Source organism: Caballeronia telluris (genome assembly GCF_001544495.1).
GTDB classification, from domain to species: Bacteria; Pseudomonadota; Gammaproteobacteria; order Burkholderiales; family Burkholderiaceae; genus Caballeronia; species Caballeronia telluris.
On sequence record NZ_FCNZ02000004.1, the window covers coordinates 25,164 to 50,656 of the forward strand.

13 protein-coding genes are annotated in these 25,493 nt (G+C 68.8%); 9 read left to right on the forward strand and 4 right to left on the reverse strand.

Translation table 11 applies throughout. From position 1 onward, the window contains the following. Window positions 1-3 precede the first annotated feature (3 nt). From AWB66_RS06420 to AWB66_RS06430, 3 genes are all read right to left on the reverse strand, one after another. The gene (locus AWB66_RS06420) at window positions 4-6,216 is read right to left on the reverse strand and encodes a two-partner secretion domain-containing protein (RefSeq protein ID WP_087629449.1); all 6,213 of its coding nucleotides are present in this window, start codon (window positions 6,214-6,216) and stop codon (window positions 4-6) included. 31 nt (window positions 6,217-6,247) lie between these two features. Further along, window positions 6,248-8,023 (reverse strand): ShlB/FhaC/HecB family hemolysin secretion/activation protein, encoded by a 1,776-nt coding sequence (locus AWB66_RS06425; RefSeq protein ID WP_087629734.1) that lies wholly within the window; start codon window positions 8,021-8,023, stop codon window positions 6,248-6,250. Between the two features lie 80 nt (window positions 8,024-8,103). Continuing rightward, entirely contained in the window at window positions 8,104-10,359 is a 2,256-nt protein-coding gene (locus AWB66_RS06430; protein WP_235021009.1) for a CHAT domain-containing protein, read from the reverse strand. Between the two features lie 150 nt (window positions 10,360-10,509). Between AWB66_RS06430 and tssJ the strand changes: the two genes are divergently transcribed. From tssJ to AWB66_RS06475, 9 genes are all read left to right on the forward strand, one after another. Beyond that, on the forward strand, window positions 10,510-11,055 hold the full coding sequence (gene tssJ, locus AWB66_RS06435; RefSeq protein WP_087629450.1) for a type VI secretion system lipoprotein TssJ: 546 nt from the start codon (window positions 10,510-10,512) through the stop codon (window positions 11,053-11,055). Between the two features lie 155 nt (window positions 11,056-11,210). Next, the gene (tssK, locus tag AWB66_RS06440) at window positions 11,211-12,557 is read left to right on the forward strand and encodes a type VI secretion system baseplate subunit TssK (protein ID WP_087629451.1); all 1,347 of its coding nucleotides are present in this window, start codon (window positions 11,211-11,213) and stop codon (window positions 12,555-12,557) included. 41 nt (window positions 12,558-12,598) lie between these two features. Then, entirely contained in the window at window positions 12,599-13,915 is a 1,317-nt protein-coding gene (locus AWB66_RS06445) for a DotU family type VI secretion system protein (protein ID WP_087629452.1), read from the forward strand. Between the two features lie 13 nt (window positions 13,916-13,928). Further along, on the forward strand, window positions 13,929-17,555 hold the full coding sequence (tssM, locus tag AWB66_RS06450; RefSeq protein ID WP_087629453.1) for a type VI secretion system membrane subunit TssM: 3,627 nt from the start codon (window positions 13,929-13,931) through the stop codon (window positions 17,553-17,555). Next, window positions 17,552-18,304 (forward strand): type VI secretion system-associated protein TagF, encoded by a 753-nt coding sequence (tagF, locus tag AWB66_RS06455; protein ID WP_087629454.1) that lies wholly within the window; start codon window positions 17,552-17,554, stop codon window positions 18,302-18,304. Before tssM ends, tagF begins: the two co-directional genes overlap by 4 nt. Next, window positions 18,301-20,193 carry a serine/threonine protein kinase gene (locus AWB66_RS06460; RefSeq protein WP_087629455.1) on the forward strand — a complete coding sequence of 631 codons (1,893 nt, stop codon included), beginning with the start codon at window positions 18,301-18,303 and terminating at the stop codon, window positions 20,191-20,193. The genes tagF and AWB66_RS06460 overlap by 4 nt, the downstream gene beginning before the upstream one ends. A 183-nt stretch (window positions 20,194-20,376) precedes the next feature. Then, window positions 20,377-22,131: a murein transglycosylase A gene (gene mltA, locus AWB66_RS06465; protein WP_235021010.1), complete on the forward strand. Its 1,755-nt coding sequence runs from the start codon at window positions 20,377-20,379 to the stop codon at window positions 22,129-22,131. 36 nt (window positions 22,132-22,167) lie between these two features. Then, a complete protein-coding gene (locus AWB66_RS06470; protein ID WP_087629457.1) occupies window positions 22,168-22,875 on the forward strand; it encodes a response regulator transcription factor in 708 nt (235 codons plus the stop codon). Then, the gene (locus AWB66_RS06475) at window positions 22,872-23,627 is read left to right on the forward strand and encodes a hypothetical protein (protein WP_235021011.1); all 756 of its coding nucleotides are present in this window, start codon (window positions 22,872-22,874) and stop codon (window positions 23,625-23,627) included. The genes AWB66_RS06470 and AWB66_RS06475 overlap by 4 nt, the downstream gene beginning before the upstream one ends. A 25-nt stretch (window positions 23,628-23,652) precedes the next feature. On the opposite strand, the gene AWB66_RS06480 is transcribed toward AWB66_RS06475, so the two are convergent. Further along, the gene (locus tag AWB66_RS06480; protein WP_235021012.1) at window positions 23,653-25,236 is read right to left on the reverse strand and encodes an ATP-binding response regulator; all 1,584 of its coding nucleotides are present in this window, start codon (window positions 25,234-25,236) and stop codon (window positions 23,653-23,655) included. Between the last annotated feature and the right edge of the window lie 257 nt (window positions 25,237-25,493).

Sequence of the window (25,493 nt, forward strand, 5' to 3'; positions counted from 1 at the left end):
CGTTCAGAATTCACCGCAGCCATGCTGACCGTTGACGACCAGACAGTTGTTCAGATTCGGCCGCGAGCGCACGCGCTTCCATTCGGCGGCGAGCGTGTCGGCCGCGCCTTCGGCCTCCTGCAGTGCGAGGATCGGCTGGTTGGTGCCCACGCAGATGTTGACGCCGCCCAGATTGCTTTCGTAGACGAAGCTGTCTTCCTGCGCCGTGAAGAGCGGCTGCAGGCCGGAACGGTTGAAGACACCGCCGTTCGCGAGCGGGTCCTGCACCGTGAGCGTTCCCGGGGTGACGACCACGTTGTAGCCCGTCGGCGACGAAAACGTGCCGCTGATCGGATACGTCCCGCCGGGCGACTCCGTCGTCGCGGGCGATCCAAGCGGCCCCGCAGCCAGAGAATTGCCCTGTTGATCGCCTCTCAGGAGCCCGCTGACCGTGAAACCGAACGGGCCGTTCGCGCTGCCCCGGCTGCGGGTCTGACCGCCGATCGTAACGGCCAGCGTCGGCCGCTCGGCGTACACGAAGTGGTTGCTGTTGCCGGGCACGACCGCGAGCGACCGCAGGCCGTTCCAGCTGCAAATGCCACCGTAGACGCAGCCGTAGAAGTTGGGCAGCGCGCCGCCGGGATCGATGCCGCCGCGGTTCTCCTGCTGATCGCGACTCCGGACCCACACGCGCCATCCGTTGCCCGCGCTCAGCGTGCCGCCCGCCGCGTTATCGAGGACGACGTTCTGCATGACGAGGTCGATGCTGCCGCCCGCGCTCAGGTGCGTCGGCGAACCCATGGAGCCGAGCGACACGCGGCCGTTCTCGGAAATCGCCGCGAGGTTGCCCGTCACGGTCGATTGCGTGCCGTCGATCGTCGCGGCCCTGCCGGTTGCCCCGTCGAAGCCCTGCGCGGAAACCGGCCCGATTGTGAAACCGTGGGACTCTTTGAAACTCACGTCGTGTGCGCCCGCGAGGGCGAGCGTGTTCACGTCGTTGCCGGCGTCGGTAAGCGTGAAATCGCCGCCTCCGGCGAGCAGCAGCGACTGCGCCTGGATACCGCCCGGATCGGTCACGATGCCGCTCGAAGCGAGCGCGAGCGTCTTGCCGGGCAGGGAGATGCCCGACGGCAGGTCGATGCCCTGACTGCCCGCGCCGGTGTTCTGGAGCGTCAGGCCGGTCGCGACGGCGGGACGTTGCGCGCAGGCCGAGCCGCCCTCGCACGGGCCCCGGACCGAGATGTGCCCCGTTTGCGTCGATGAGCCGAGCACGAGTGTCTGGAGGGTGGTCGAGAAGGTCTGGTAGGTCGCGGCGTCGATGGACAGGCCCTGCGTCGCGTTTGTGCCGAACAGCGTGATGGGCACGGCGTTTTGCGCGGTGACGTCGAAGGTCGACGGGTCGACGGATGCCGGCGAGATGAAGAGCGATCCGCCCTGCGCGTCGATCGACTGCGCGGCGCTGCGGCCGATCAGGCTCGTGGCGGCGCCGTTGTTGGACGAACGCATCGTGACGAGTCCTTGCGGGCCGGTGCTGATCGAGAACGGTCCGGCGACCAGCCCCGAGTTGGCTGGCAGCGGCACGGCGCCGTAGGCAATGCCCGCGTCGGCGGTGGTCGTCGAGCCGGCGAGTGAAACGGTGCCGCCCGGCGCGCTCGCGTTGATCGAGCCGCTGAGCAGCAGCAGGCCGTAGGTAGGCGATGGCGTGCCCGTGCCGGTGTCGGTGATTGCGCCGCGTAGGTCGATCGGGCCGCCCGTGGTGGTGATCGACGAACCGTCGAGAAGCGCCACGCCGACTGCGCCGGCGCCGCTGCCCGTACCGTAGACGCGGATCGCGCCACTGGTGGTCGTAAGTTGCGAGGGGCCCGGCTGCAGGGCCGCGGCGGTCTGCGAGTTGCGAACGAGAACGCCGCTACCCGGCGTCGATGTCGGTACGTGGGCGCGTCCTGCGAGTTCGATGCCGCCACCGCCGGCGAGGAGTCGTGCGTCGTCGATATCGACGCCCGCGGTCTGCGGCACGCCCGCGTTGTACGCCGGCGCGACGCCGTGAATCGTGATCGAGCCATCCGTCGTTTGCGCGGACGTCGCGCGCGCGTCGATGTCGGCGTCGGCCACCGTGACCGATGAGCCGCCGTATCCGCTCGCCGTGGCGCCGGTGCCGAGCGTCACGTTGCCTCCGTTGGTCGAAAGCCCGATGCGCACGCCCGGACTCTCGCCCCGGTAGCCGTGAATGGCGATGCGATTGCCCGCATCGGCCTTGATATCGAGCGGACCGCCGGGCGCCGAGATGTTGCCAGCGAAGATCACGGTATCCGCCGCGTTCAGCGTGAGCGTCGACCTGCCGGGCGAGGTCTTGACGAGGGGATCGGCCACGGTAATCACACCCGTGCCAGGCGTCCCGGTTCCGGCGAGCGCGGTCACGCTCGTATTCCCGGCGGGCGTCACGATGCCGCCGGAGCCGATCTGCGTCACGGTTTGCGTGGCGTTGTCGAAGGAAGCGAACGTAACCGGCGTGGCTGCCGACTGCGGCGAGCTGCGGAAAGTGCCGGCGATGCTGAAATTTCCGGTCCCGACGACGGTCGCATTGCCGCTGTTGACGAGCGCGAGCGTGGAAAACACGTTGGCCCCGTTGGTCAGCTCGAAGGGACCGAGGCCCGTCAGCGTCACGATTCCTGCGGTAATGCCTTGCGCGCCCTGCGTCACCGGTCCGGCGGATGCGAACGTCAGCTTGCCGGGCGTGTAGGCGCCGCCCCGCGACGCCTGCACGGAAAGGCGGTTGAGCAATGCGATGCCCTTGCTGCCCGTGCCCTGGTTTTCGAGCGTGAGGTTGTTGTAGATCACCTGCGCCGGCGAAGGACATCCCCGGTAGTTGCACGCGTTCACGGCAATCTGCCCGGTATGGCTCGTCGATCCGATCACGACCGTATCGATGCTCGACGAAACCGCGCCGAGGATCGACGGCCCCACTGTGAACCCGCCGTTCAGGCCCCACACATTGATCGTCTGGGCGTCGTCATTGACGATCGCGAAGTCGGGACCGACCTTGCCCGGCACGAACACGATCGTGCCCGAAGGCGCAGAGAAGAACGCGTTGCTATCGGAGAACACGGTGCTTTCGCCACCGGCGTTATCCGCGCGCACGATGATCGTGCCGGTCGAGCCGGCCGAAACCGTCGTGTCGGAGAAGAGGATGGCGTTGGCGTCGGCCGGCGTCGATCCGGTGAGCGACACCGTCTGTCCAGGCGCGCTCGCCTGGACGTTCACTGCGTCGAGCGCCAGTCCGTACCCGTAGAAACTGGCGTTGGCGTTCTCGCCGCCACGGATGTCGACGGAGCCGGCCGCCGAGCTGACCAGGCCCCGGACGGGCGCTTGACCGTCGCCGTTTCCCGGCGTGCCGGCCAGCGCCACGCCGCTATCCACGTTGCCGATGCCGAAAATCCGTACGTTGCCGTTCGCGTGAATGCCGAGATTCTGACTCGCGTTCATGCCCGTGACAACGACGCCTCCGGCGGGAGCCACTCCAGGCGGCGCCACGCCGAAGATCGACAGGTTGCCCGTCGTCGCGCCGACATCCGACGACTGGATAACGACGCCGCCAAAATGATCCACGGTGCTGGTGTCCCTGGGCTGCCCTGCTGCACTCGTGCCGTCGATGGTGACGTCGCCGCCGCTCGACGTGAGCCTCGACGTCGCAACATAGACACCCGCGCCGCCAATGGTCGACCGGGCGCCGCCCGCCGTCGCGCCCCTTCCGGTGATGTCCAGCGCGCCAGCCGAGGTGATCGTCGCGTTGGAGATGACCACGCCGTCGCCGACGCCGGAGACCGTCGTCGTCGTCGTCGCCGCTCCCGCCACCGCGCCGGTGCCGTCGATGCTCATCGCGCCGCCCGTGATGATCCGGGAGCCCGCGATGGCGACGCCGTCGCCTTGAACCGAAAGCTGCGCGGCCGTGCTGCCGGCGGCCGTGCCCCGAATGGTGACGGCGCCGCTCGTCGAGTTGATCGACGAGTTGTTGGACATTTGCACGCCATCGCCCGAGAGCGCGCCCGGCCCGAGACCGGCCGTCGTCGTCGGGTCGCCGGTCGCGCCGAATCCGGTGACGCTGACCGCGCCGCTCGTCGTCCTGAGAGCCGTGTTCGTGATCGACACGCCCGAGCCGAACGCGTCGACATAGTCATAGTTCGACGCCTCGGGCGAAAAATAGCGGGTGCCGCCGTGCCCCTCGATCGTGATCGCACCGGAGCCGGACGTCATTGTCGAATTGGACAGACTCACGCCCGTGTCGAACGGCGACGACCCGCGGATCGTGATGCTGCCGCCCGTGCCAGTGCCGGTTCTGCCGACCGTGGTGTCGATGGCCGCGTAGGTGAGTTCCACGCTTGCCGCGTTGCCCGGCGACGCCGCCCCGTTGATCACGAGATTGCCGCCGTTCGTCGCGATGCCCGGATGCGTCGGCACGCCGCCGACGACCATGCCGTTCACCGTGACGGAAGCGGACGGATTCCTGCCCTCCACGTTGGCATTGAGATTGACGTCGAGCCTGCCGGTATCGGCCAGTCCCTGCGCCACGCCGATCTGCGGCGTCGTAAAGACCAGAGCCGCGCCGGTCGACGCATAGGTGTCGATGTGAATCGAGCCCGCGGCGTTCAGCGTGAGTGCGGCGTTCCTGTCGCCGCCCTTCGTGATGTTGGTCAGCACCTTGATCGTACCGAGGTCCGTTCCGCTCGCCCCTGTGTTCACCGTCACCGAGACGCCCTGGTTGAGCTGGCCGGTGATCTGCCCGACGCCAAGCCGCGACGCAGATCCCGTGGGAGAGACGGGGCTGAAGGTCCAGCCCGTGGTATCCGATGACGTCGCGAAGTCGAGCGCCGAACTGTCGGCGACGATATCGACATCGTGCGGATCCAGCACCCACGTCCCCCCCACCCCATGCAGCGCCGACGCGTCGATCTCCGCGCCCGCCACATCCAGGAACCGCGCCGACGTCTCGATCAACCCGCCGTTGCCGCTTTGTGCACCGCCTTTCGCGGTCAGCATCCCGTAGACGCGCGCCGCGTTGGTTCCGTAGATGACGACATTCCCGCCATTGCCGGTGACGAGCGCATCCGCCCTCACCTGCGCGCCCGGCCCCATCCACACTGCGTCCGCGTTATGGATGTCGGCCTCCTTGCCCGCCGCGCCGCCGCCCACGCGCACGCGTCCGCCGCCCGCAGCGCCGCTCGCGTCGATGCGCGCGCCGTCGTGCACCGCGACCTGATAGCCCGTGACGTCGATGTTGCCGCCCTTGAGCCCCACGCCGCCCGTCGCATCGACGCTGCCCGCCACTTCCGTCACGCCCGCCGCGCCGCCGTCGAGCACGATGCGCCCGTTGCGCTCCGCGACGCTCTGCGCGCGCACCGTGCCCGTCTGGTTCAGCACGGTGGCGGCGAGCGCGTCGGCGGTCTGCACCGACATCAGCACCTGCCCGCCGTCCGCCGCCAGCACGCCGGAGTTGCGCGCGAGCGCCTGCGCCGCCGCGCCGTTGACCTTCAGCATGGTGAGGCCGTCGCCGGCGAAGTCGAGCGTAATATCGCTGCCCGCGCCCATCGCGACGGTGCCGAGCTTCGCGCTCACCGTGCCGCTGTTGTCCACCTGCGCGCCGAGCAGCGCGACCGTGCCGTGCTCGCCGGCCGTGATCGTGCCTTGATTGACGACCTGCCCGCCCGCCTGCGGCGACGCGCTCGCGAAGCGATATTTGCCCGCAAGAAAATCGCGGTCCGAAATCCCGAGCGTCGACGCGACGAGCGATCCCACGTTGACCGACGCGCCGCGCGCAAACAGCACGCCCGCCGGATTGACGAGAAACACCTGTCCGTTGGCGTTCATCCGTCCTGCGATCGTGCTGGCCTGACTGCCCACCACGCGATTCAGCAACACGGCCTGCGCCGAAGGTTGCGCGATGTTCACCGTCTCGTTGGCCCCGATCGAAAACGAGTTCCAGTTGACGATGCCCTTCGGCGTGCCTTGCGTGATCGCCATCGTGTTCGGAGCGGGCGTGCCGATGGTCACGTTGCCGCTCGCGACCTGCCCGCCGAGCGGCAGTGCGAGTGCGGGCGGTGCGACGAAGAGCGCGATCACCGGCAACAGCGACGGAACGATCGCCACGCCCGCATGCCGCGCCGCGCGCCGGGCGAGCCGCCTGATCGCACGCTCCCATGCCCGGCGATGCTTGCGGGTCCGAAGGCAGGTGATGTCGCTCATGTCGAACTCCTGTTTGAACGTTTTCCTGTCGCTAGAACGACTTCGACACCTGCACGTACACGCGCGGCAACTTGTCGTCGCCGGTGGTGTCGGCGCGGGTCGTGCGCCAGGCCATGCTCGCATCCACGGTGAGGCCGTAGGGCCCGTTCCAGAACAGCCCGAGCCCGGGTCCGCTGCGCGTCACGGTGTTGGCGCCCTGTTCGGGAATCGAGCGCGCGTTGTAGCGCCCGACGCCGATATCGAAGAACGCGGACAGCGTGAGCGTCGGGATGACTGCGTAGCGGAACGCGGCCGTCGCGATCAGCCCTTCGTCGACGACCGACTCGGAAGGCGAATAGGCGCGCACCGCGCGCGGGCCGCCGAGCGTGATGCGCGACGAGCTGTCGAGGTTCTGGTTGGCCCATTGCCCCGACACGCCGACGAACATGCTGACCTTCTGCGTGATCGCGTTGAGACGGTTCGCCTGCATCGTCACGCGCACGCTGTTGCCTTGCGTGTTGCGCCCGAACGGACTCTGGTCGATCTGCTCGGCGAGCGACGAATCGATCTTCAGATGCGCGAACGCAAGCTGGATGTCCGCGCTGTTGAAGCCGCCGCCGAGCAAGCTGTCGCGGCTCTCGTAAGACAGCCCGACGCTCGCGACAACGAGCTTCTGCGGATTGTCGAAGTTGACGCTGTCGATCTTGTCGGTCAGCGCGCGGTATTCGAGCGCGCCGCGCAAGAGCAGGTTCTGGCTGCGCGAGCGGATGAGCGGATGCGAAACCGAGGCGGTCACGACATCGGCATCGCCGTGCGCATTGAGCGAGGAGAAATCCTGCCCGAGGTAGTAGTACAGATGCGAATACGCCACGCCCACGCGCGTGCCGTTCGCGTCGACCGGTGCGTCGTAGCCGATGCGCCCGTACAGCGTGTCGGCGCGCTCGGCGGCGAGCAGGTTCACGTCGAGGTTGTCGCCGATGCCGAACGGCGACGCGAGCCGTCCCACCGCACCCAGCCGCCAGCGCCCGGCGGCGGCCGCGCCGTAGTTGTCGGTGGCGAGGGCGAAATCCCAGCGGCGCGAGGGCTCGACGGTCACGCTCAGATCGACGGTGCCCGGCGTGCTGCCCAGTTCCAGCGCCGAGGTCACGCGAATGCCGGGCAGATCCGAGAGCAGCAGCATCGTGCGTTCGAGTTCGCCCTGCTTGAGCGGCTTGCCGGGCTCGATCGCGGCGAGCCGCGCGCGCACGAGCGATTCCTTGATCGGCGCGCCGGGGACGATGGTCAGCCGCACCGCGCCGATCTTGCCTTCCAGCACGGTGAAGGCGACATCGCCATTGGTCACGTCCTGCGGCGGAATCACGACCTGCGCGAGCGGATAACCGCGATCGCGATACGCTTGCGCGATGAGCGCGCCCATCGCGTTGAGATCGTCGATCGACACTTCCTGACCGATCTTGCCGGAGACGAGCGGGAGCAGCATGTCGGACGGCAAGGTCTCGTTGCCCGTAAGACGAATGCTCTTCAACGTGAACTTGCGGCCTTCGGGCACGGCTGCCGGCGCCGCGGGTCGCGCCGGCAGCACGGCCGCGCCGCCGGGCGGCGGCGCGGCAGGTGTCGGGCGCTGTTGTTCGTTGAGCAGCGTGCCGGCGCTCGGAATCTGCTGCGTGCCCGGCATCGGCACTTGCTGCGCCCACGCCGTCAGCGCGCCCGCGCACGCGATGCCCGCTCCGGCAAGACCGGCCGCGCGCGCGAAACGTCGTCCACGATGGGGGCGCGCGCGCGCACCGGTACGTTCGCCGGGGCGCGATGCGATGAGTTCGGTTTTCATGGCGTCGTTCACTGCAGCATCCTCATCGGGCCGGCGCACAGCGTCGCGCCGGGACGGCGCCGGGCACGAGGGTCCGGCGTTCAGTGGGCGACCGAGAGCCGCCAGTTGCCCATCAGGTCGAACGGCGCCCAGTAGAACGGATGGGCGTACCTGCTGTCGGCCAGCACGGCGAGCTGCGCCTCGCGCATGGCGTCGATCGCCTCTTCGCCCTTGGTGAGCGAGCCGTAGAACGTGCGCATGGTGAGCGAGGTCGAATCGTCGGCGACAGGCCACATCGACACGAGCAACGCCGACGCGCCCGCATAGAAGAACGCGCGCGTGAAGCCCATGATCTCGTCGCCGCGCTCGATGCGCCCGAGCGCCGTCTCGCACGCGGAGAGCGTGACGAGCGCCACCGAATCGAACTTGAGGTTGTAGATGTCCTGCGCGAGCATCGGGTCCGGGCCGTCGGCCGGCTGCTTCGCGGGCGCGAGCAGCACGCGCGAATGCAGCGGATCGACCGTGTCCGCCTGTGCGTGCGTCGCGACGTGGACGATGCGGCCCGCCGGTGCGTTGTCGCTGAAGGTCTTGCGCGTGACGTCGCTCTGCACGAAGGCCTCGTGCTGCGCGAACAGCGGTCCGATCGCGCGCACTTCGGCCTCGGCGCCCGGCAAGTCGAATTCCGGCGCGATGCGCGGATTGCCGAACGCGACGAGACTGCTCGCGATGCGCTGCTGGCGTCGCACGAGCTGCACGGCGACGCTCGCCGAAGGCGCGAGCGCGAGCGCATGCCGCTGGATCAGAAAGCCCTGCGGATTGCGAAGCGCCTGAAACGGCATGTAGTGCAGCGCGCCATTCGGCACGATGATGAGCCGCTCGCCGGGACGCACGCCGAGCGGCTGGATGAGCAGCGCGTCGAGCTTCGTTCCGTAGGTGAGCGCTTGCGGACGCCCGCGGATGATCGCGTTGCGAAAATCGCCGACGGCCAGCGTCATCTCCTTGCGTGCGATCGGCAGCGTGAAGCCCTGGATGCCGTCCGGGCGCACGACCCACGCGATCATCTTGTCGGGAAGACCGTGATATTCGACGATCGCCTCGCCTTGCCTGAGCGTGCCGCGCACGTCGTCGAGCGAGAGCGTGCGGCCGTTCAGTTGAGCCTCGTCGACGTTGGCCGCGAGCCGGTTGCGCACGACATCGAGCAGCGCGCGGCTGCGGCTTCGCTCGGAGAGCGTCCACGCGAGCGGATAGTCGCCATCCTCGACGACGAGCGAAATCGTCTCCTCGAAGACCGTCTGCGTATCGGAGAAGAGTCCGGTCTTGAACTCGTCGCTGCGAAAGCGCGCGCGGATCTTCTCGGAGTCGTCGAGTGCGGCGAGCCACGCGTCGCGGGCCTGCTGGCGCTTGCCGAGCGCGAGATACGCGCGGCCCATGCCTTCGTGCGCCCACAGACTGTCGTAGCTCGCGTCGGCGCCGCCCGCGCTCGCGCTGGCGGCGAACGCGTCGAGCGCCTCCTGTGGCTTGTGTTCGGCCAGCAGCAAATTGCCTTCGATGCGCTTCCTGAGCGGCGCCAGCAAGCTTTCCTTGACGCCGCTCGTCTGTTCGAAGGTGGCGCGCGCGCCCGCGGCGTCGCCGGATGCGATCTGCGCATTGGTGATCGACAGGAGCACCATCGGGCGATAACGCGCGGAAGCGCTTTCCAGCGCCACCCGGTATTGCGCGAGCGCCGCCGCCGGATCGCCGCGCCGGGCCGCGATGTCGCCCAGCACCTTGTACGCGGGCGCCAGCACCTGCTCGGGATTCTTCGCGCCGGCGGCGATGGCTTCTTTCGCGTAGCGTTCGGCGTCGTCCAGATCGCCGGCGTAGCTGTAGGCGATCGCCAGATCGCGGCGCGAGAGTGCGGCGAGGTTGGCGTTGTCCGTCTGCCGCGCGACGACGAGCGCGCGCGACGCCGCTTCGATGCTGTCGCGGAAATCGCCGCGCTCGGCGGCCGCCACCGACATGCTGCAGTACGCGTAGCCGTCGAGCTTGACCTGATCGCGCGCGAGCAAAAGACGCCCTTCCTGCGACAGCGTGGCGATCGTTTCGGCATCGCGCACGCGGGCTTCGGCATCGCGCGCGACGGGCGTGAGCGCCGCGTCCGGCGGCGTGGGCGCGGTCTGGGCGATTTTCGCGGTCTGGGCGGTTTTCGCGCCCTGCGTGCTTTTCTTTTGCGCGCCTTGCGCATGGACGCCAGGCGCGGCGAGCGCGAGCGCCGCAAACAGCAGGAACGCGAGGCCGAGCCGCCTTGCCGCGCTGCCGTCAAGTGCGCAAGCGCCGGCCGCCACACGGACCGACGCGATCTGCCCGATCGGTTTCACGAATGCGCTCCTCGAAGACCGTAGCCGCGCACCGGCGCGAGCGGCGCGCTGCCGCCGCGGTGCCACTGCTAGACGAAACATCGCGCCGGATTTGAAAAGCGTCCCGGGATCATTCGTTTGCTGCTGTGTTGGGAGAGACACAGATCAATCATGCAAACCATCGGTTCGATCGCAAGCCGCGCGCGTTCTGCGCGTCTCGCGCGCAGCGCGGCGCGGGTCGTCTGCGTGTGCGCGCTCGTCGTCGCGGCGTGCAAATCGGCACCGCCGCCTCCGCCGCCGCCGACGGTCGTGCGCATCACCGTGAGCGCGCTCGACCAGGCCAATCCCGATCAGCGGGGCCGGCCCTCGCCCGTCGTCGTGCGCGTGTACGAACTGAAGACGACCGCCGCCTTCGATAGCGCCGACTTCTTCACGCTCTACGCAAAGGACCAGGCGACGCTAGGCGGCGATCTCAACGCAAAGAACGAATTCCTGCTCAAGCCCGGCGACAGCCGGAGCGTCGAGGCGACCGTGCAGCCGGGCACGACATTCGTCGCGGTCGTGGCCGCGTATCGCGACATCGAACGCTCTCGCTGGCGCGCAACCGTGCCGGTGCCGCCGAACCAGACGACCGTGCTCGACGTGCGCATCGACGCGGCCGATGTCTCGATCGCCGCACACCGCGCGAGCGCGCCGGCATCGAAGGCCGCCAAGTAAGCGCGCGCGCGCCGGCGAGTTCCAAATTCGTATCGCTCGTTCGTTTTTGAGGGAGCGTCGGGGTCGCTGACCCGCCGGACGCCGACGGCACGGCCGGCGCCGGCACAGCGCGCGCGGCGCCGTGTCGAACCCCCAGAGAGCGGATACGAGCCACCATGACCTGGCACCAACGCATGATCTGGTCCGAGGGGCTGTTCCTCGAACCGCAGCATTTCCAGCAACACGACCGCTTCATCGAGCATCTCGTGAGCGCGCACGCGCGCGCGACCGAAGCGTGGCCGTGGGGATGCGCCGCCGTCATGCTCGACGAGATCGCGCTCGGGCTCGGCAAGATCGCGCTCGCGTCCGCGTTCGGCGTGCTGCCCGACGGCACCGCGTTCTCGTTTCCCGACGACGCGCCAGCGCCGCCGCCGCTCGACGTTCCCGCCGGCACGCGCGACGAAGTCGTGCTGCTCGCCCTGCCGCTCGCGCGCGCGGGCGCGAAGGAGTTCGATGCCGACGGCGCGGGCGATCGCATCGATGGCGCGAGCGGCCTGCGCTATCGCACGACCGACACTTCGGTCGTCGATGTCACGACGAGCACCGACCGCGTTGCGCAGATTCGCGTCGGCGCGCCGAACCTGCGGCTCATGCTCGCGCGCGACGCCACCGACGCGTTCGCGACCATCGGCATTGCGCGCGTGCTCGAACGGCGCGCGGACAATCGCGTGCTGCTCGACACGAGCTACATCCCGCCGATGCTCCACGCGCTCGCAGATAAACGCCTGCTCGGCCACGCGCAGGAACTCGCGGGACTGCTGCATCAGCATGCGGACCGGATCGCGAGTCATCTCGCCAGTCCGGGACGCGGCGGCGTCGCGGAGATCGCCGATTTTCTGCTGTTGCAAACGCTCAACCGGTTCGAGCCGCAGTTCGCGCATCTGCTGAACGTGCCGTTGCTGCATCCCGAACGCCTGTACCAGACGACGCTCGCGCTCGCCGGCGATCTCGCCGCGTTCGACGAGCGCCGCCGCGTGCTCGCGTATCCGCCGTATCGTCACGACGATCTCGCCACTTCCTTCGAGCCGCTCATGCGCGACGTGCGGCAACTGCTCGCGCAGGTGCGCGAGCCGGACGCGGTCGCCATCGAATTGCAAAGCCGCAAGCCCGGCGTGCGCGTCGCGATGATCAACGACCTCGAACTCGTGCGCACGGCGGGTTTCGTGCTCGCCGCCAACGCGCAGATGCCCGGCGAAACGCTGCGCACGCGCTTCCCGACGCAGGTAAAGGTCGCCCCCGCCGAAAAACTGCGCGATCTCGTGAATCTCGCGCTGCCGGGGATCGGTCTGCGGGCGATGCCGATGGCGCCACGGCAGATTCCGTTTCACGCGGGCTTTTCGTATTTCGAGCTGGATCGCGGGGGCGAGCTCTGGAAGGAACTGGAGCAGACCGGCAACCTCGCGATGTACATCGCCGGTGAATTCCCCGCGCTCGAACTGGAGTTCTGGGCCATCCGTCATTGAGGTCATTGAGGTCATTGAGGTCATTGGGATCAGGAAGTGCCATGACGAACGACGACGATCCTTTCGCCGGATTCGAATCCGACCAGACCATGATCAAGCCCAATCCCGGCGCGCGCCGCCGCGCCGGGAGCAGCGGCGGCACGGACGGGCCGTTCGCGCCGGGCGCCGCGCCCGGCGCCGAACAGCGTGCGTTCGACGCCGCATTCACACGAGGCGGCGCGCTCAATCCCCTCGTGGCGGCGTGCGCGCCGCTCTTGCAACTCGCACCCCGCATCCGCGCGATGAGCGCCTGCGCCGACCCCGCCGCCCTGCGCGATTCGCTCGCGGCGGGCGTGCGCCGCCTGGAGTCGGAGGCGCGCGCGAGCGGTGTCGCGGCCGAGCAGGTGACGGCGGCACGCTACATCGTCTGTACGATGCTCGACGAAGCCGCTTCCGGCACGCCGTGGGGCGCGGGCGTTTGGGCGCGGCAAAGTCTGCTCGTGACATTCCACAACGAGGCGTGGGGCGGCGAAAAAGTGTTTCAACTGCTCGCGAGGCTCGCGCAGAAGCCCGCGCAGCATCTGCATTTGCTGGAACTGGCGAGCATGGTGCTCGCGCTCGGCTTCGAAGGCCGCTATCGCGTGGCGGCGCAAGGCAGGCAGACGCTCGACGCGATCCGCGCGCGGCTCTACGACCTGATCCGCAAGGAGCGCGGCGAGCCGGAGCGCGCGCTGTCGCCGCACTGGCAAGGCGTGCACGCCGCGCGGCGGCGCACGACCGACGTGCTGCCGGTCTGGGTCGTCGGCGCATTCGCGCTGCTGTTCATCGCGATGGCCTATCTCGCGATGAGCTTCCAGCTCGGCCGGCTGTCCGATCCCGCGTTTGACACGCTCGCCTCGATTCGCGCGGGGGCGCAGCGGCCGCTCGTCGTGACGCAGGCGGCCAAGCCGCGTCTCGCCGAATTCCTCGCGCCGGAGATCCGCGACGGCCTGGTCGCCGTCGACGACCGCGTGGACCGCTCGGTCGTCACGCTGCACGGCGACAACGTCTTCCGGCCCGGCAGCGCGGAAGTCGCGGCGCCGGTCAGGCCGCTCATCGAGCGCATCGCGGCGGCCCTCAACGCGGTGCCCGGCAACGTGCTCGTCACGGGTCACACGGACGACCGGCCGATCCGCTCGGGGCGTTTTCCGTCGAACTGGGAACTCTCGAAGGAGCGCGCCGCGAACGTGCGCGACCTGCTCGCGGCGACCGTCCCGGCCGCGCGCCTGAAGGCCGAGGGCAAGGGCGACGCCGACCCCGTCGCGCCCAACGATTCGCCCGCCGGCCGCGCGCGCAACCGGCGCGTCGAGGTGACGCTGTTCGCGAAGCCCGGGTCCTAGGGCCGCCCGCGCCATGAAGAAGCTCTTGTCGATCCTCTTTCATCCGGTCCTGCTGCTGATCGTCGGACTGGTGCTCATGGCGGGCGCGATCTGGATCGCCGGGCCGCTCGTGTCGTTCGCGCGCAGCTATCCGCTCGAATCGCGCACGGCGCGATACATGGCGATCGGCTGCGTCGCGCTCGTCGTCATCCTGCGGCGGATCTGGGTGGCGTGGCGCGCGCGCCGCACGCAGGCGGCGCTGTCGGCGGGACTGGCCGCCCATCGCGAGGCGCCGCGCGCCGCCGCCGCGCCGAGCCCGGGCGACACCGAAGTCGCGACCCTTTCGAAGCGTTTCGACGAAGCGCTCGCCGTGCTGCGCGAGGCGCGCATCACCGCGTCCGGCAAGAAGCCGGGCTGGCGCGACTGGGTCACGCTCTCGGGCAGGCAGTATCTCTATCAACTGCCGTGGTACATGTTCATCGGCGCGCCGGGCGCGGGCAAGACCACGGCGCTGATTCACTCGGGCCTGCGCTTTCCGCTCGCGGAACGCTTCGGCACCGACAAGATCCGCGGCGTCGGCGGCACGCGCAACTGCGACTGGTGGTTCACCGACGACGCCGTGCTGATCGACACCGCCGGCCGCTACACGACCCACGAAAGCGACCGCGACGCCGACCAGGCCGCGTGGCAGGGCTTTCTCGCGCTCCTGAAGAAGACGCGTCCGCGCCAGCCGATCAACGGCGTGCTGATGACGCTCGCCGTGCCCGACCTGATCGCCGCGATGCCCGCCAGCGTCGAGGAGATGGCCTCGACGCTGCGCGCGCGCATGCGCGAACTGATGCAGGCGTTCGGCACGCGCTTTCCGGTCTACGTGCTCGTCACGAAGACGGACCTGCTCGCGGGATTCACGGAGTTCTTCGCGGACATGTCGAAGGAAGAGCGTGGGCAGGTCTTCGGCTTCACGTTTCCCTACGACCCGAAGCGTCCGCTCACGGAAAGCGAATTCGGCGCGCGCGTCGATGCCGAACTGGATGCGCTCGAAGCACGGCTCGTCGCGCGTCTGCCGGAACGGCTGAATGCCGAAACCGGACTTGCGCAGCGCGCGGCGATCGTCGGCTTTCCGCAGCAGTTCGCGGCGCTGAAACCCGCACTCGCCGAGGCGTTGCGCGCGACCTTCGTGCAGTCGAAGCACGACGACATCCCGCTCGTGCGCGGCGTCTATTTCACGAGCGGCACGCAGGAAGGCACGCCGATCGACCGCGTGATGGGTTCACTCGCGCGTGCGTTCGGCGTCGAGCGGGGCGTGCAGCCGCCGCGTCCTGCGAGCGGGCGCAGCTATTTCATCGAGCGGCTCCTGACGCAGATCGTGTTCGCCGAACAGGGCCTCGCCGGATCGAATCTCAGATGGTCGCGCCGGCGGCATCTGTGGCGGCTCTCGGCGTACGCGGCGATCGCGGCCGTCACCGCCTGCGTGCTCGCGCTCTGGGGCACGAGCTATCTGCGCAACCGCACCTACGTGGCGAGCGTCGATCAGGCGGCGCAGACGGCGAAACAGGCCGTGGCCGGCACCTCGGCGGCCGGCACGAGTCTCGTCGCGTTGCTGCCGCTCTTGTCGGCGGTGCGCCAGCTCGCGTCGACCCGCCAGGTCGATGCCGCGCGTCCGCCGCTTTCGATGCAATGGGGGCTGTGGCAAGGCGCCAAGCTCGACGCCGCCGCCAGCGACGCCTACGAGCGATTGCTGACCGACCTGTTCCTGCCGAAGCTCGCCGCGCGTATCGAAGAGCAGGCGCGCAGCGCGAACCCCGCGAACCCGGGCTACGCGTACGAAGCGCTCAAGGCGTATCTGATGCTCAACCAGCCGGAGCATCAGGACCCCGACGCGCTCAAGACCTGGATCGTGACCGACTGGGACCGGTCGCTGCCGCGCGAAGTCGGCAACGAGCAGCGCGCCGCGCTTGCCGGTCATCTCGACGCGCTCCTCGCGCGCGGCGTCGTGCATCCTAATTTGCCGTTCGACGAACGCCTCGTCGCGCATCTGCGCACGATGCTCGCCGCCAGCACGCTCGCGCAGCGCGTCTACGGGCGCGTGAAGCAGCAAGGCGTCGGCGCGAACTATCCGGAGTTCACCGTGGCGCATGCGGGTGGGCCGAACGCGTCGCTCGTGTTCGTGCGCGCGAGCGGCATGCCGCTCACGCGCGGCGTGCCGGGGCTCTATTCGTTCGACGGCTATCACAAGGCGTTCCTGAGCGCCGTCGATCAGGTTGCGGTGCAACTCGCCGCCGAGGAACCGTGGGTGCTCGGCATCCGCGACCAGAGCGGCCTGCCGCGCGGCGATCCGGCCGCGACCCAGCGCCTGACCGAAGACGTCCGGCTGCTCTACCTTCAGGACTACGCGCGTATCTGGAACGACTTCCTGAACGACATCCGCATCGTTCACGCGGACAGCCTCGCCCAGTCGGCGCAGATCGCGCGCATCCTGTCCGCGCCCGATTCGCCGCTCGCCATGCTCGCGAAGGCCGCGTCGCGCGAAACCACGCTCGCCACCCGGCCGGAGAACGAAACGACCGTCGTCGACAAAGCCAACGACAAGATCAGCGCCGCGCGCGAGCAGTTGCTGAAGATCATCGGCGGGCCCGATCCCACGCAGATCGCGCCGGTGGCGCCGGGCACGCGGCTGGAGAGTATCGTCGACGACCGTTTCGCGGGATTGCGCGCGCTCGTCACGAGTCCGGGCGCGGGCCAGCCCGCGCCGATCACGCAGACGCTTGCGCTCATCAACGATGTCTACGCGAATCTGAGCGCCACCGACGAGGCGTTGCAGCAGAAGACCGCGCCGCCGCCGTCGGACGCGCCCGCGAAACTGCGCTCGCAGGCGGCGCGTCTGCCCGAGCCGATCCGCACCGCGCTGCTCGATCTCGGCAGCCAGGGCGCGGCGCAGACGCAGCAGGCGCGGCGCGTGAACCTGTCGGCGGACCTGAAGGAGTCGATCGCCTCGTTTTGCGACCGCGCGCTCAAGGGGCGCTACCCGTTCAACCCGAACTCCGCGCGCGACGTGCTGCCCGAGGACTTCGGCGCGCTCTTCGCGCCGGGCGGCAAGTTCGACGATTTCTTCCAGAAGAACCTCGCGCCAGACGTCGACGTCTCCGCGAAACCCTGGGCCTTCCGGAAATCCGATTCGTCCGCCACGCAGATCAGCCCCGCCGGGCTCGCGCAGTTCGAGCGGGCGGCGACGATTCGCAGCGTGTTCTTCCGCGCGGGCGGCAAGACGCCCGCGCTCGCCCTGCAATTCAAGCCGCTCGAAATGGACCCGACCATCCTCTCGTTCACGCTCGACGTCGACGGCCAGGTGCTCACCTACGCGCACGGCCCGCAGATCGCGACGGCGATCCAGTGGCCCGGCACGCGCGGCTCCGGCCGCGTGAGCGTGCAACTCTCGCCGCCGCCCGGCAGCGGCGCGAGCGATCTCGTCTTCGAAGGCCCGTGGGCGCTCTTTCGCATGTTCGACCGGCTCGACATCCAGCCGACAGACCAGCCCGAGCGCTTCATCGCGACCTTCGACGTCGAAGGGCGCAAGGCGCGCTTCGAAGTGACGGCGAACAGCGTCGAGAATCCGTTCCGGCTTGCGGACCTGCGCGCATTCTCGTGCCCGGAGCGGCTATGAGCGACGCGCTCGACACGACCCTCGCCGACGATGGCGAGACGATCGCCGGCTGGTACGGCAAGCTGCCGTCGCTCGGCGACTTCGCGGCGCGGCGGCTGTCCGACGCGTTCGTCGCGCCGTGGGACGCGTGGCTCGCCGCGCGCGTCGCCGAGACGCAGCTCGCGCTCGGCGCCGACTGGCTCCCGCTCTATCTCACGTGTCCGGTGTGGCGTTTCTTCGCGATGCCCGGTGCGATCGCGCCGACGCTCGCCGGATGCTGGACGGGCGTCGTGATGGCGTCCGTGGACCGGGTCGGGCGGCATTTTCCGCTCACGATCGCCGCGTCGATGCCGTGCGCGCCCGCGACGGGCGGCGAGATCGCCGCGCTCTGGCAATGGCTTTCCGCGATCGAAGGCGTGGCGCTCGCCGCGCTCGACTTCGATCACGGCATCGAGCGCCTCGACGCGCAACTCGCCGCCCTGCCGGTGCCGCTGCCCGTGCCGGCCTCTCACGGCGCGCGGGCTGCCGTGCTCCAGGAGCCGTGGGTCGTGCAGTCGCCCGCGACGCTCGCGAGCGCGCTCGCGCGGACTTTCGCGCCGGTCTGGCAGACCGAGGTCGTCGGCATGAGCATGTGGACCTCCGCGCAGGCCGCGCCCGACGCCGCGCACGATCCAGAGGACCCGTCGCCGCGGCCGTTCACGATCTGGCCTGTGTACGGCTTGCCGGACACCGCGCTTTTCACCACCTTGCTGCGGGACTGCGGATCATGAACGCGGCCGGCGAGCTACCGGGCAAAAACGGCGAAGGCGGCGACAGCGGCAAGGCCGAAAGCAACGCCGAAAACAGCGCCGAAACCGACAAGACGGTCATCGTGACCGGCGCGCGAGTCACGCCTGCCAGCCGGTCCGGCGCACCGGGCGACGTCGCGTCGCACAACATCCTGCCGCCCGGCACGCGACTCGGCGAATTCGAGATCGTGGGGCTGATCGGCGAAGGCGGCTTCGGCATCGTCTATCTGGCCTTCGACACCTCGCTCGACCGGCACGTCGCGCTCAAGGAATACATGCCCTCGGCGCTCGCCTCGCGCGTGGGCGGCACGCAGGTGCGGGTCAAGTCCGAGCGCTACGAGAACATGTTCCGCGCCGGGCTGAAGAGCTTCATCAACGACGAGGCGCGGCTGCTCGCGCGCTTCGACCACCAGTCGCTCGTGAAGGTGTATCGCTTCTGGGAAGCGAACGGCACCGCCTACATGGTGATGCCGTACTACAAGGGCGTGACGCTCAAGGATGCCCTCAAGGCGATGAAAAAGCCGCCCGACGAAGCCTGGCTGCGCGCGCTTCTCACGCCGCTCGTCGATGCGCTCGCCGTGCTGCACGCGTCGGACTGCTTTCACCGCGACATCGCGCCCGACAACATCATCCTGCTCGACGACAGCCATCGGCCCGTGCTGCTCGATTTCGGCGCGGCGCGGCGCGTGATCGGCGACATGACGCAGGCGCTCACCGTGATCCTCAAGCCGGGCTATGCACCGATCGAGCAGTACGCCGAAGTGCCCTCGCTCAGGCAAGGACCGTGGACCGATCATTACGCGCTCGCCGCGCTCGTGTATTTCGCGATCACCGGGAACACGCCGCCGCCTGCGGTCGGCCGGATGGTGAGCGACAGCTATCAGCCGCTCGCGAAGCTCGCGGCGGGCCGGTATTCGGAGCGCTTCCTGAAGGCGATCGATCACGCGCTCGCGGTGGCACCGGCGAGCCGGCCGCAAACCGACCGGCAGTTCGCCGCCGAACTCGGCATCACGCTCGATGACGCGCCCGCGCAGCGCGCGGCGGGCGGCGGGAAGGACAAGACGGCGCGGCGGCTGCGCGTCGGCTGGGTACTCGGCGCGGGGTGCGTGCTGACGGCGGCGGCACTCGCCTTTCTCGTGCCGACGTTCCTCTCGCATCGGTCGCCGGCGCCACAGATCGGACGCGCAGCCGACGGCGGCGTGACGCTGGCCCCCACAATCGTCGCGCCGTCCGCGTCCGCGCCGGCGGGCACGGCTGCGTTGCCGGCGTCACCCGCGCTGGCGCAACTCGCGCCGAAGCCCGCCGACGTGCCGCGCCAATCGCCGCCGCCCGCCGCGCTGCCGCCCTTCTCGCCAGCCGACGAATTCACGCGCATCGTCTCGCTCGCGGACCCGTCGATCGCGGTCAAGGTGGACGTGCCCGTCGCGCGCGCCGTCGTCGACCGGGACCGGCTGCGCTTCTCGATCCTCAGCAATCGCGATGGCTATGTGTACGTGTTCGTCGTCGATCCGGCGAATCAGTACCTGCAACTCTTTCCGAACGAGCTCGACCGCGACAACCGCATCAGCCAGAAGAAGCGCCTCACGCTGCCGCGTCCCGCCTGGCCGATGCAGGCGGGCGAGCCGGTCGGCGCGAATCATTTCGTGGCGGTCGTATCGCTCGCGCCGCGCGATTTTTCCGCGCTCGGCATGACGCACGATGCGGTGTTCGCGAGCCTCTCGCCCGAGGCTCAGGCGGCGGCGAGCGCAGAGCGGACGCTCACCGCATCCCCGTTCGCGGGCGTGCCGGCGTGCGGCGCCGAGGCGCCTTCGTGCCCCGTCGCCTATGGCGCGGCGACCTTCAAAATCGAGGTCGTCCGTTCGTCTAAATAGCGAATGGTCATTCGGCCGAAGACGCGCAGGGCATGGCCCGATGGCGAATGACGGACGGTTCTGCGGCAGGGCGAGGACACCATGGCATCACGAACGAGCGGCGCCGCCGCGCAGTCGGGCAGGACGCCTGGCGTATCCGTTGCAGCCTCCCCCACGGTCGCACCGTGCCCTTCGGATTTGAAGATGCGCGCCACAGCGGCGCTCTTCGCGCTCGCGGCGGCCGCGCTTGCCGGCTGCGCGAGCACGCCGCCCCCGACCGTCCAGAGCGCGCCAACGACGGCCAACGCGCCGTCCGTCGAGGCGCCCGACGACGCCCGCATCGTCAGCGCGACGGGTGCGGATGCGGGCATCGCCAATCCCCTGCCCGCGAGTCCGGCGGCGTCGCTTGCCGGCACCGCGGCGCCTTTCGCCACGAAGAACGCGCTCTACACGCCCGTGCCCTTCGCGAGCGTGCCGGGCTGGGCGACCGACAACGTCGTCGAATCCTGGGAAGCGTTCCGGCGCGGTTGCGCGGTGCTCGGCGGCAAGCCCGGATGGGCGGCGCCGTGCGCGGCATCGCGCGGCATCGACACGAACGACAGCGCTTTGGTACGCCGCTTTTTCGAAGACAACTTCACGGTCTACCAGATCCGCAATGTCGACAAGTCGACGCGCGGCGTGCTGACCGGCTATTACGAACCGATCCTCAAGGGCAGTCGTGAACGCCGCGCGCCGTATGTGTATCCGGTCTATGGCGTGCCGAACGACATGCTGTTTCTCGATTCGCGCCGTCTTCCGCCCAACGCGCGCGGCACGCCGGTTCCGGCGCGCGTCGAAGGCCGCAACGTGATCCCGCTTACGACCGTGCCGATGAGCGGCAAGACCTACACGCTCAGGCTCGGCGACAGCACGCCCGACATCCGCGACAAGAAACTGCGGCTGCGCCGCAACGGCAGCGAGATCGTGCCGTACTACGCGCGCGCGGAGATCGAGCGCGGGCGGCTCAATGCGCCGGTACTCGCCTATGTGGAAGACCCTGCGATGCTCTATTCTATGCAGTTGCAGGGCGCCGGAAAGATACGCCTGCCTGATGGCTCCATCTTGCGGCTCGCCTATGCGGAACAGAACGGCCTGGCTTTCAATCCGCCCGTCGCCAGCGCGGGAAGCAAGGGCCGCAAGATCCTGGTGCGGGGCGTCGAGATCGACCTGGAAGAAGGCACCGTGAGCACCCAGAGCACGCAAGACACCGCCAGCGGCCCCGCGCCCGACGATGCACCGCAGTCGTCGCTCTTGCGCGGCGCGCAGGATACCGGCGAGCCCGATGCCGCTTCGGCCATCGAGAGCGGCAACGCGGACTCCCCGCCCGACTCGACGCTCCTGCGCGGCTTCAATCTCGCCAAGGGCGCGGGGCCCGCCGTGCATCCGGCACGCGTGAGCAACCCGTCGCCGGCGGCAACCGCGAGCACCGCCGCCCGCCCGTCCGCGTTCGTGAGCGCCCCGCCGATCGCCTATACGTTCGCAAGCTCGGACCCCAGCTACGTGTTCTTCCGCACGATCCCCGATTCGCCGACGGGTCCCATCGGCGCGCTGGGCGTGCCGCTTTCCGCGGGGCGTTCCGCCGCCATCGATCCGCGCACGACGCCGCTCGGCGCGCCGGTCTTCATCAACGCGAACGAGGGCGCTTCCGGCGCTTCGTCCGTCACGCGCCTCCTGATGGCGCAGGATGCGGGCGGCGCGATTCGCGGCGCCGTGCGCGCCGACTACTTCTTCGGCACGGGGCCGCAGGCCCAGCAACAGGCGAGCCGGATGAAGCAGCCCACGCAGATGTGGGTCCTGCTGCCGAAGGGACTCAGGATTTCCGCGAAGGAAACGGCCGTGCGCGTGCGAGGCGGCCCTTCGCTGCCGAGCGCCGATTGCGTCGTGAGCGACCCGGACCTGTGCGTCGACGACACCCCATGACCCCATCGGGCGCCAGTCTCAATCTGAGGAGAGAGCATGAGGTTCCTCGTCGCCGACGACCACGAACTGATCCGTCAGGCCGTCAAGTCGCTGTTGCGCAAGATCGATCCCGAAGCGCAGTTCGACGAGGCCGACAACTGGGACACGCTCGCCGCCGCCGCGCGTCCCGAAGCGAATCACGATCTCGCGATCGTCGACCTGCACATGTCGGGCATGGCAAGCGCGTCCTCGCTGACGGCGCTGCTCAAGGCCAATCCCGCGTTGCCGCTCGTCGTGCTGTCGGCGGAGGAATCGGTCGACGAGATGCGCGCGGTGCTGGCCGCGGGCGCGCTCGGCTTCGTGCCCAAGCGCGAGCCGGCCAACGTGATGCTCAAGGCCATCGAACTGGTGCTCTCGGGCGGCGCCTACGTGCCGATCGAAGCGCTGAGCCTGATCGGCGCTGCCCCGCCGAACCCGGCGCGTTCCACCGCCGCCGAGCGCGCGCGCCCGCTGACGAGCCTGCCGGCGGCGTCGCTCGCACCGCATCATCTTCATCTGATGGAGAACCTGTCGCCGCGCCAGCGCCAGATCATGCGGCTCGTGCATAGCGGCTGCACCAACAAGATGATCGCGCGCGAGCTGCAAGTGGCCGAAGGCACGGTCAAGGTGCACCTGTCCGTGATCTTTCGCGCGCTCGGCGTCCACAACCGGTCGTCGGCGATTGCGATCATCAACGGCTGGCTGCAAGGCGGGCGGCCGCTGTGAACGCGCCCAACGTGCTCATTTGCCTGCCGACCCATCACGACGACGTGCACATCAACTTCGCCTTCTCGCTGATGGAAACCGCGCGCGCGCTGACCGATGCGAACTGCGGTTTCCAGACCATGCACGTCGGCTCGTCGCATATCATTCGGGCGCGCAACTTCTTCGCGAGCTATTTCGTCGCGCATCCCGAGTTTTCGCATCTGCTCTTTCTCGACACCGACATGCAGTTTCCACCGCAGGCCGTCATGAAACTGCTCGCGGCGAACAAATGCGTCGCGGGCGTCGCGTATCCGTACCGGCGTCTCGATCTGGATCAGCGCATCGACGAATCCGACCACGGACTCTCGATGCGCGAGTGGCTCGAAAAGCATGCCGATTACACGGTGCGGCTGCGAACCTCGGAAGACGGTCGGGCGCACGTGGTGGACGGTTTCGTCGAAGCGGAGCATGTGGGCACCGGCATCTTTCTCGCGCGGCGCGATGCGTTCGACGTCGCGAAACCGTTCACGCAACGTTATGAGCCGCCCGAGCAATACCGCGAAGCGCTGCCCGCAGGCGAGTTCTATGGCTTTTTCGACACCATCGAAGAGCAAGGCCACTATCTTTCCGAAGACCTCTCCTTTTGCCGGCGCGTGCGGCTCGGCGGCGCTGCCGTCTGGGCGCTCGTGGACCAGACCGTGGTGCATTACGGCGCGTCCGAAGTCGCGGGGCAGTATCTGCGCGCCTTGCGTCTGCGCGGCAACATCGCCTGACGCGACGACCGCCGCCGCGTGCGGTTCAGGCGGCTTCGTCCTGTCCGTGAGGCTGAAGCAGTGAGTCGAGCGTGCGGCGCAGGCGCGCCGGCGTCACCGGCTTGCGCAGCACCGGCACGCCCTCCGCCGCGAGCGCCATCAGTTCGGGCGATAGCATGTCGCCGGTGATCATCACGCTCGCGAAGCCGTTATGTCCGCGCCGCCGCAACGCTTCGCGCACTTCCTTCAGTGCCTCGACGCCCGTCTGGTGACGGTCGATCTGGTAGTCGCACAGCACGGCATCGGGAACGAAGCCCTCTGAAATCGCCCGCACTGCGGCGAGTTCGTCGCGGCAACCGCGCACGATGCAACCCCAGCGCGCGAGCAAGGTGCCGAGCGCGTCGAGATTGCCGGGATCGTCGTCGATGCACAGCACGTGGCGGCCTTCGATGAACGCGCTCATCGCGAGCGGCGCGGCGAAGCTCGCCGTGACGAGGCCCGCGTCGCCCAATCCGAGCGGCACGCGCATGGTGGTGCCGCGCCCGAGATCCGAGCGCAGCGACGCTTCTGCGCCCAGTAACCGGGTGAGACGCCGCACCGTCGCAAGACCGAGACCATGACCTTGACGCACGGCGTTGTGCGGCATCGGGACCTGGTAGAAGTCTTCGAACACCAGTTCGTGTTCGTGCGCGGCGATGCCGATACCCGAATCGCGAACCTCGATGCGCGAGCGCGCAAGATCGCTGCCGTGCCGCACGCCGATCCAGATCGAGCCGCGCTCGGTGTAACGCACCGCGTTCGACACGAGGTTGGCAAGCACGCGTTCGAGCAGCACGGGATCGGTAAACGCGACGCAAGCCGTCGGCGCGACGCGCAACGCCAGCCCTTTCGCGGCGGCGCTCGGCCGGAACTGCCTTTCGATGCGCGTCAGCAGTTCCGAGACGCGGAAATGCTGCGGCATCACTTGCGTCACGCCGCTTTCAATCCGCGCCAGGTCGAGCACCTGATTGAAAAGCTGATTCAATGCATCGACGTTCGAGATAATGTGTTGCGCGGTTTCATCGCGCTCCTGCGTGCTTGCGCCGTGATCGGCCAGCGCGTGAGCGAGCAGTCCGATCGCATGAAGCGGCTGACGCAGATCGTGACTCGCGGTCGCGAAGAAACGCGTCTTCGCCAGGCTCGCTTCCTCGATCACGGCCTTCTGGCGCGCGATGGTTTCGGCGAGCCGCTGTTGATCGACGCGGGCCTCGACGATGCCGCGAAAGAAGCCGCGATATTGGGTCGCGAAGCCGTAGATCGCGACCATGAACACCGCGAGCACCACGCCCAGCGCGAACCCGCCGTCGACCGGCTGCACCAGATATAAAGCCGTCGCGGGCAGGAGCAGCATCGGCACCGCGCTGCACAGGTTGAGCAGGTTCATGCCGTTGGAGGCATACGCGAGCGCGGCCAGCGCGACGAGCAGCACGATATGCGCGGCAGCAAGCTCGGCGGATTCGCTCTGGAACACGAACCAGATCGACAGACCCGGCGCGGCATGAAGTACCGCGTTTCTCAGCGCATGCAGACCGATCCATTGACGCGCGCTGAAAAGCAGCGGCCGCCGGCGGCGCCACGCCCATAGACCCATGGCGAAACAATTCGCAATCCCATAGAAAACCACGCAAAGGGTTACGAGCCAGCCCGCTTGCGGCCGTGTCAGACAGACAGCGCCGAGGAGCGCCAGAGCACACCCGTGGGCGAAAAACGATGCGGGGTCCGCCGCATAGAGCGCGCTGGCGAGATCGTCCGAGACCTCGCATGGCTCAAGATCGCCTTGCATTCTGTCATCCCCTTTATGCGTTGGATATTTCGGGTGACGTCAGGAATTCGGCGGACGGGTTGAAC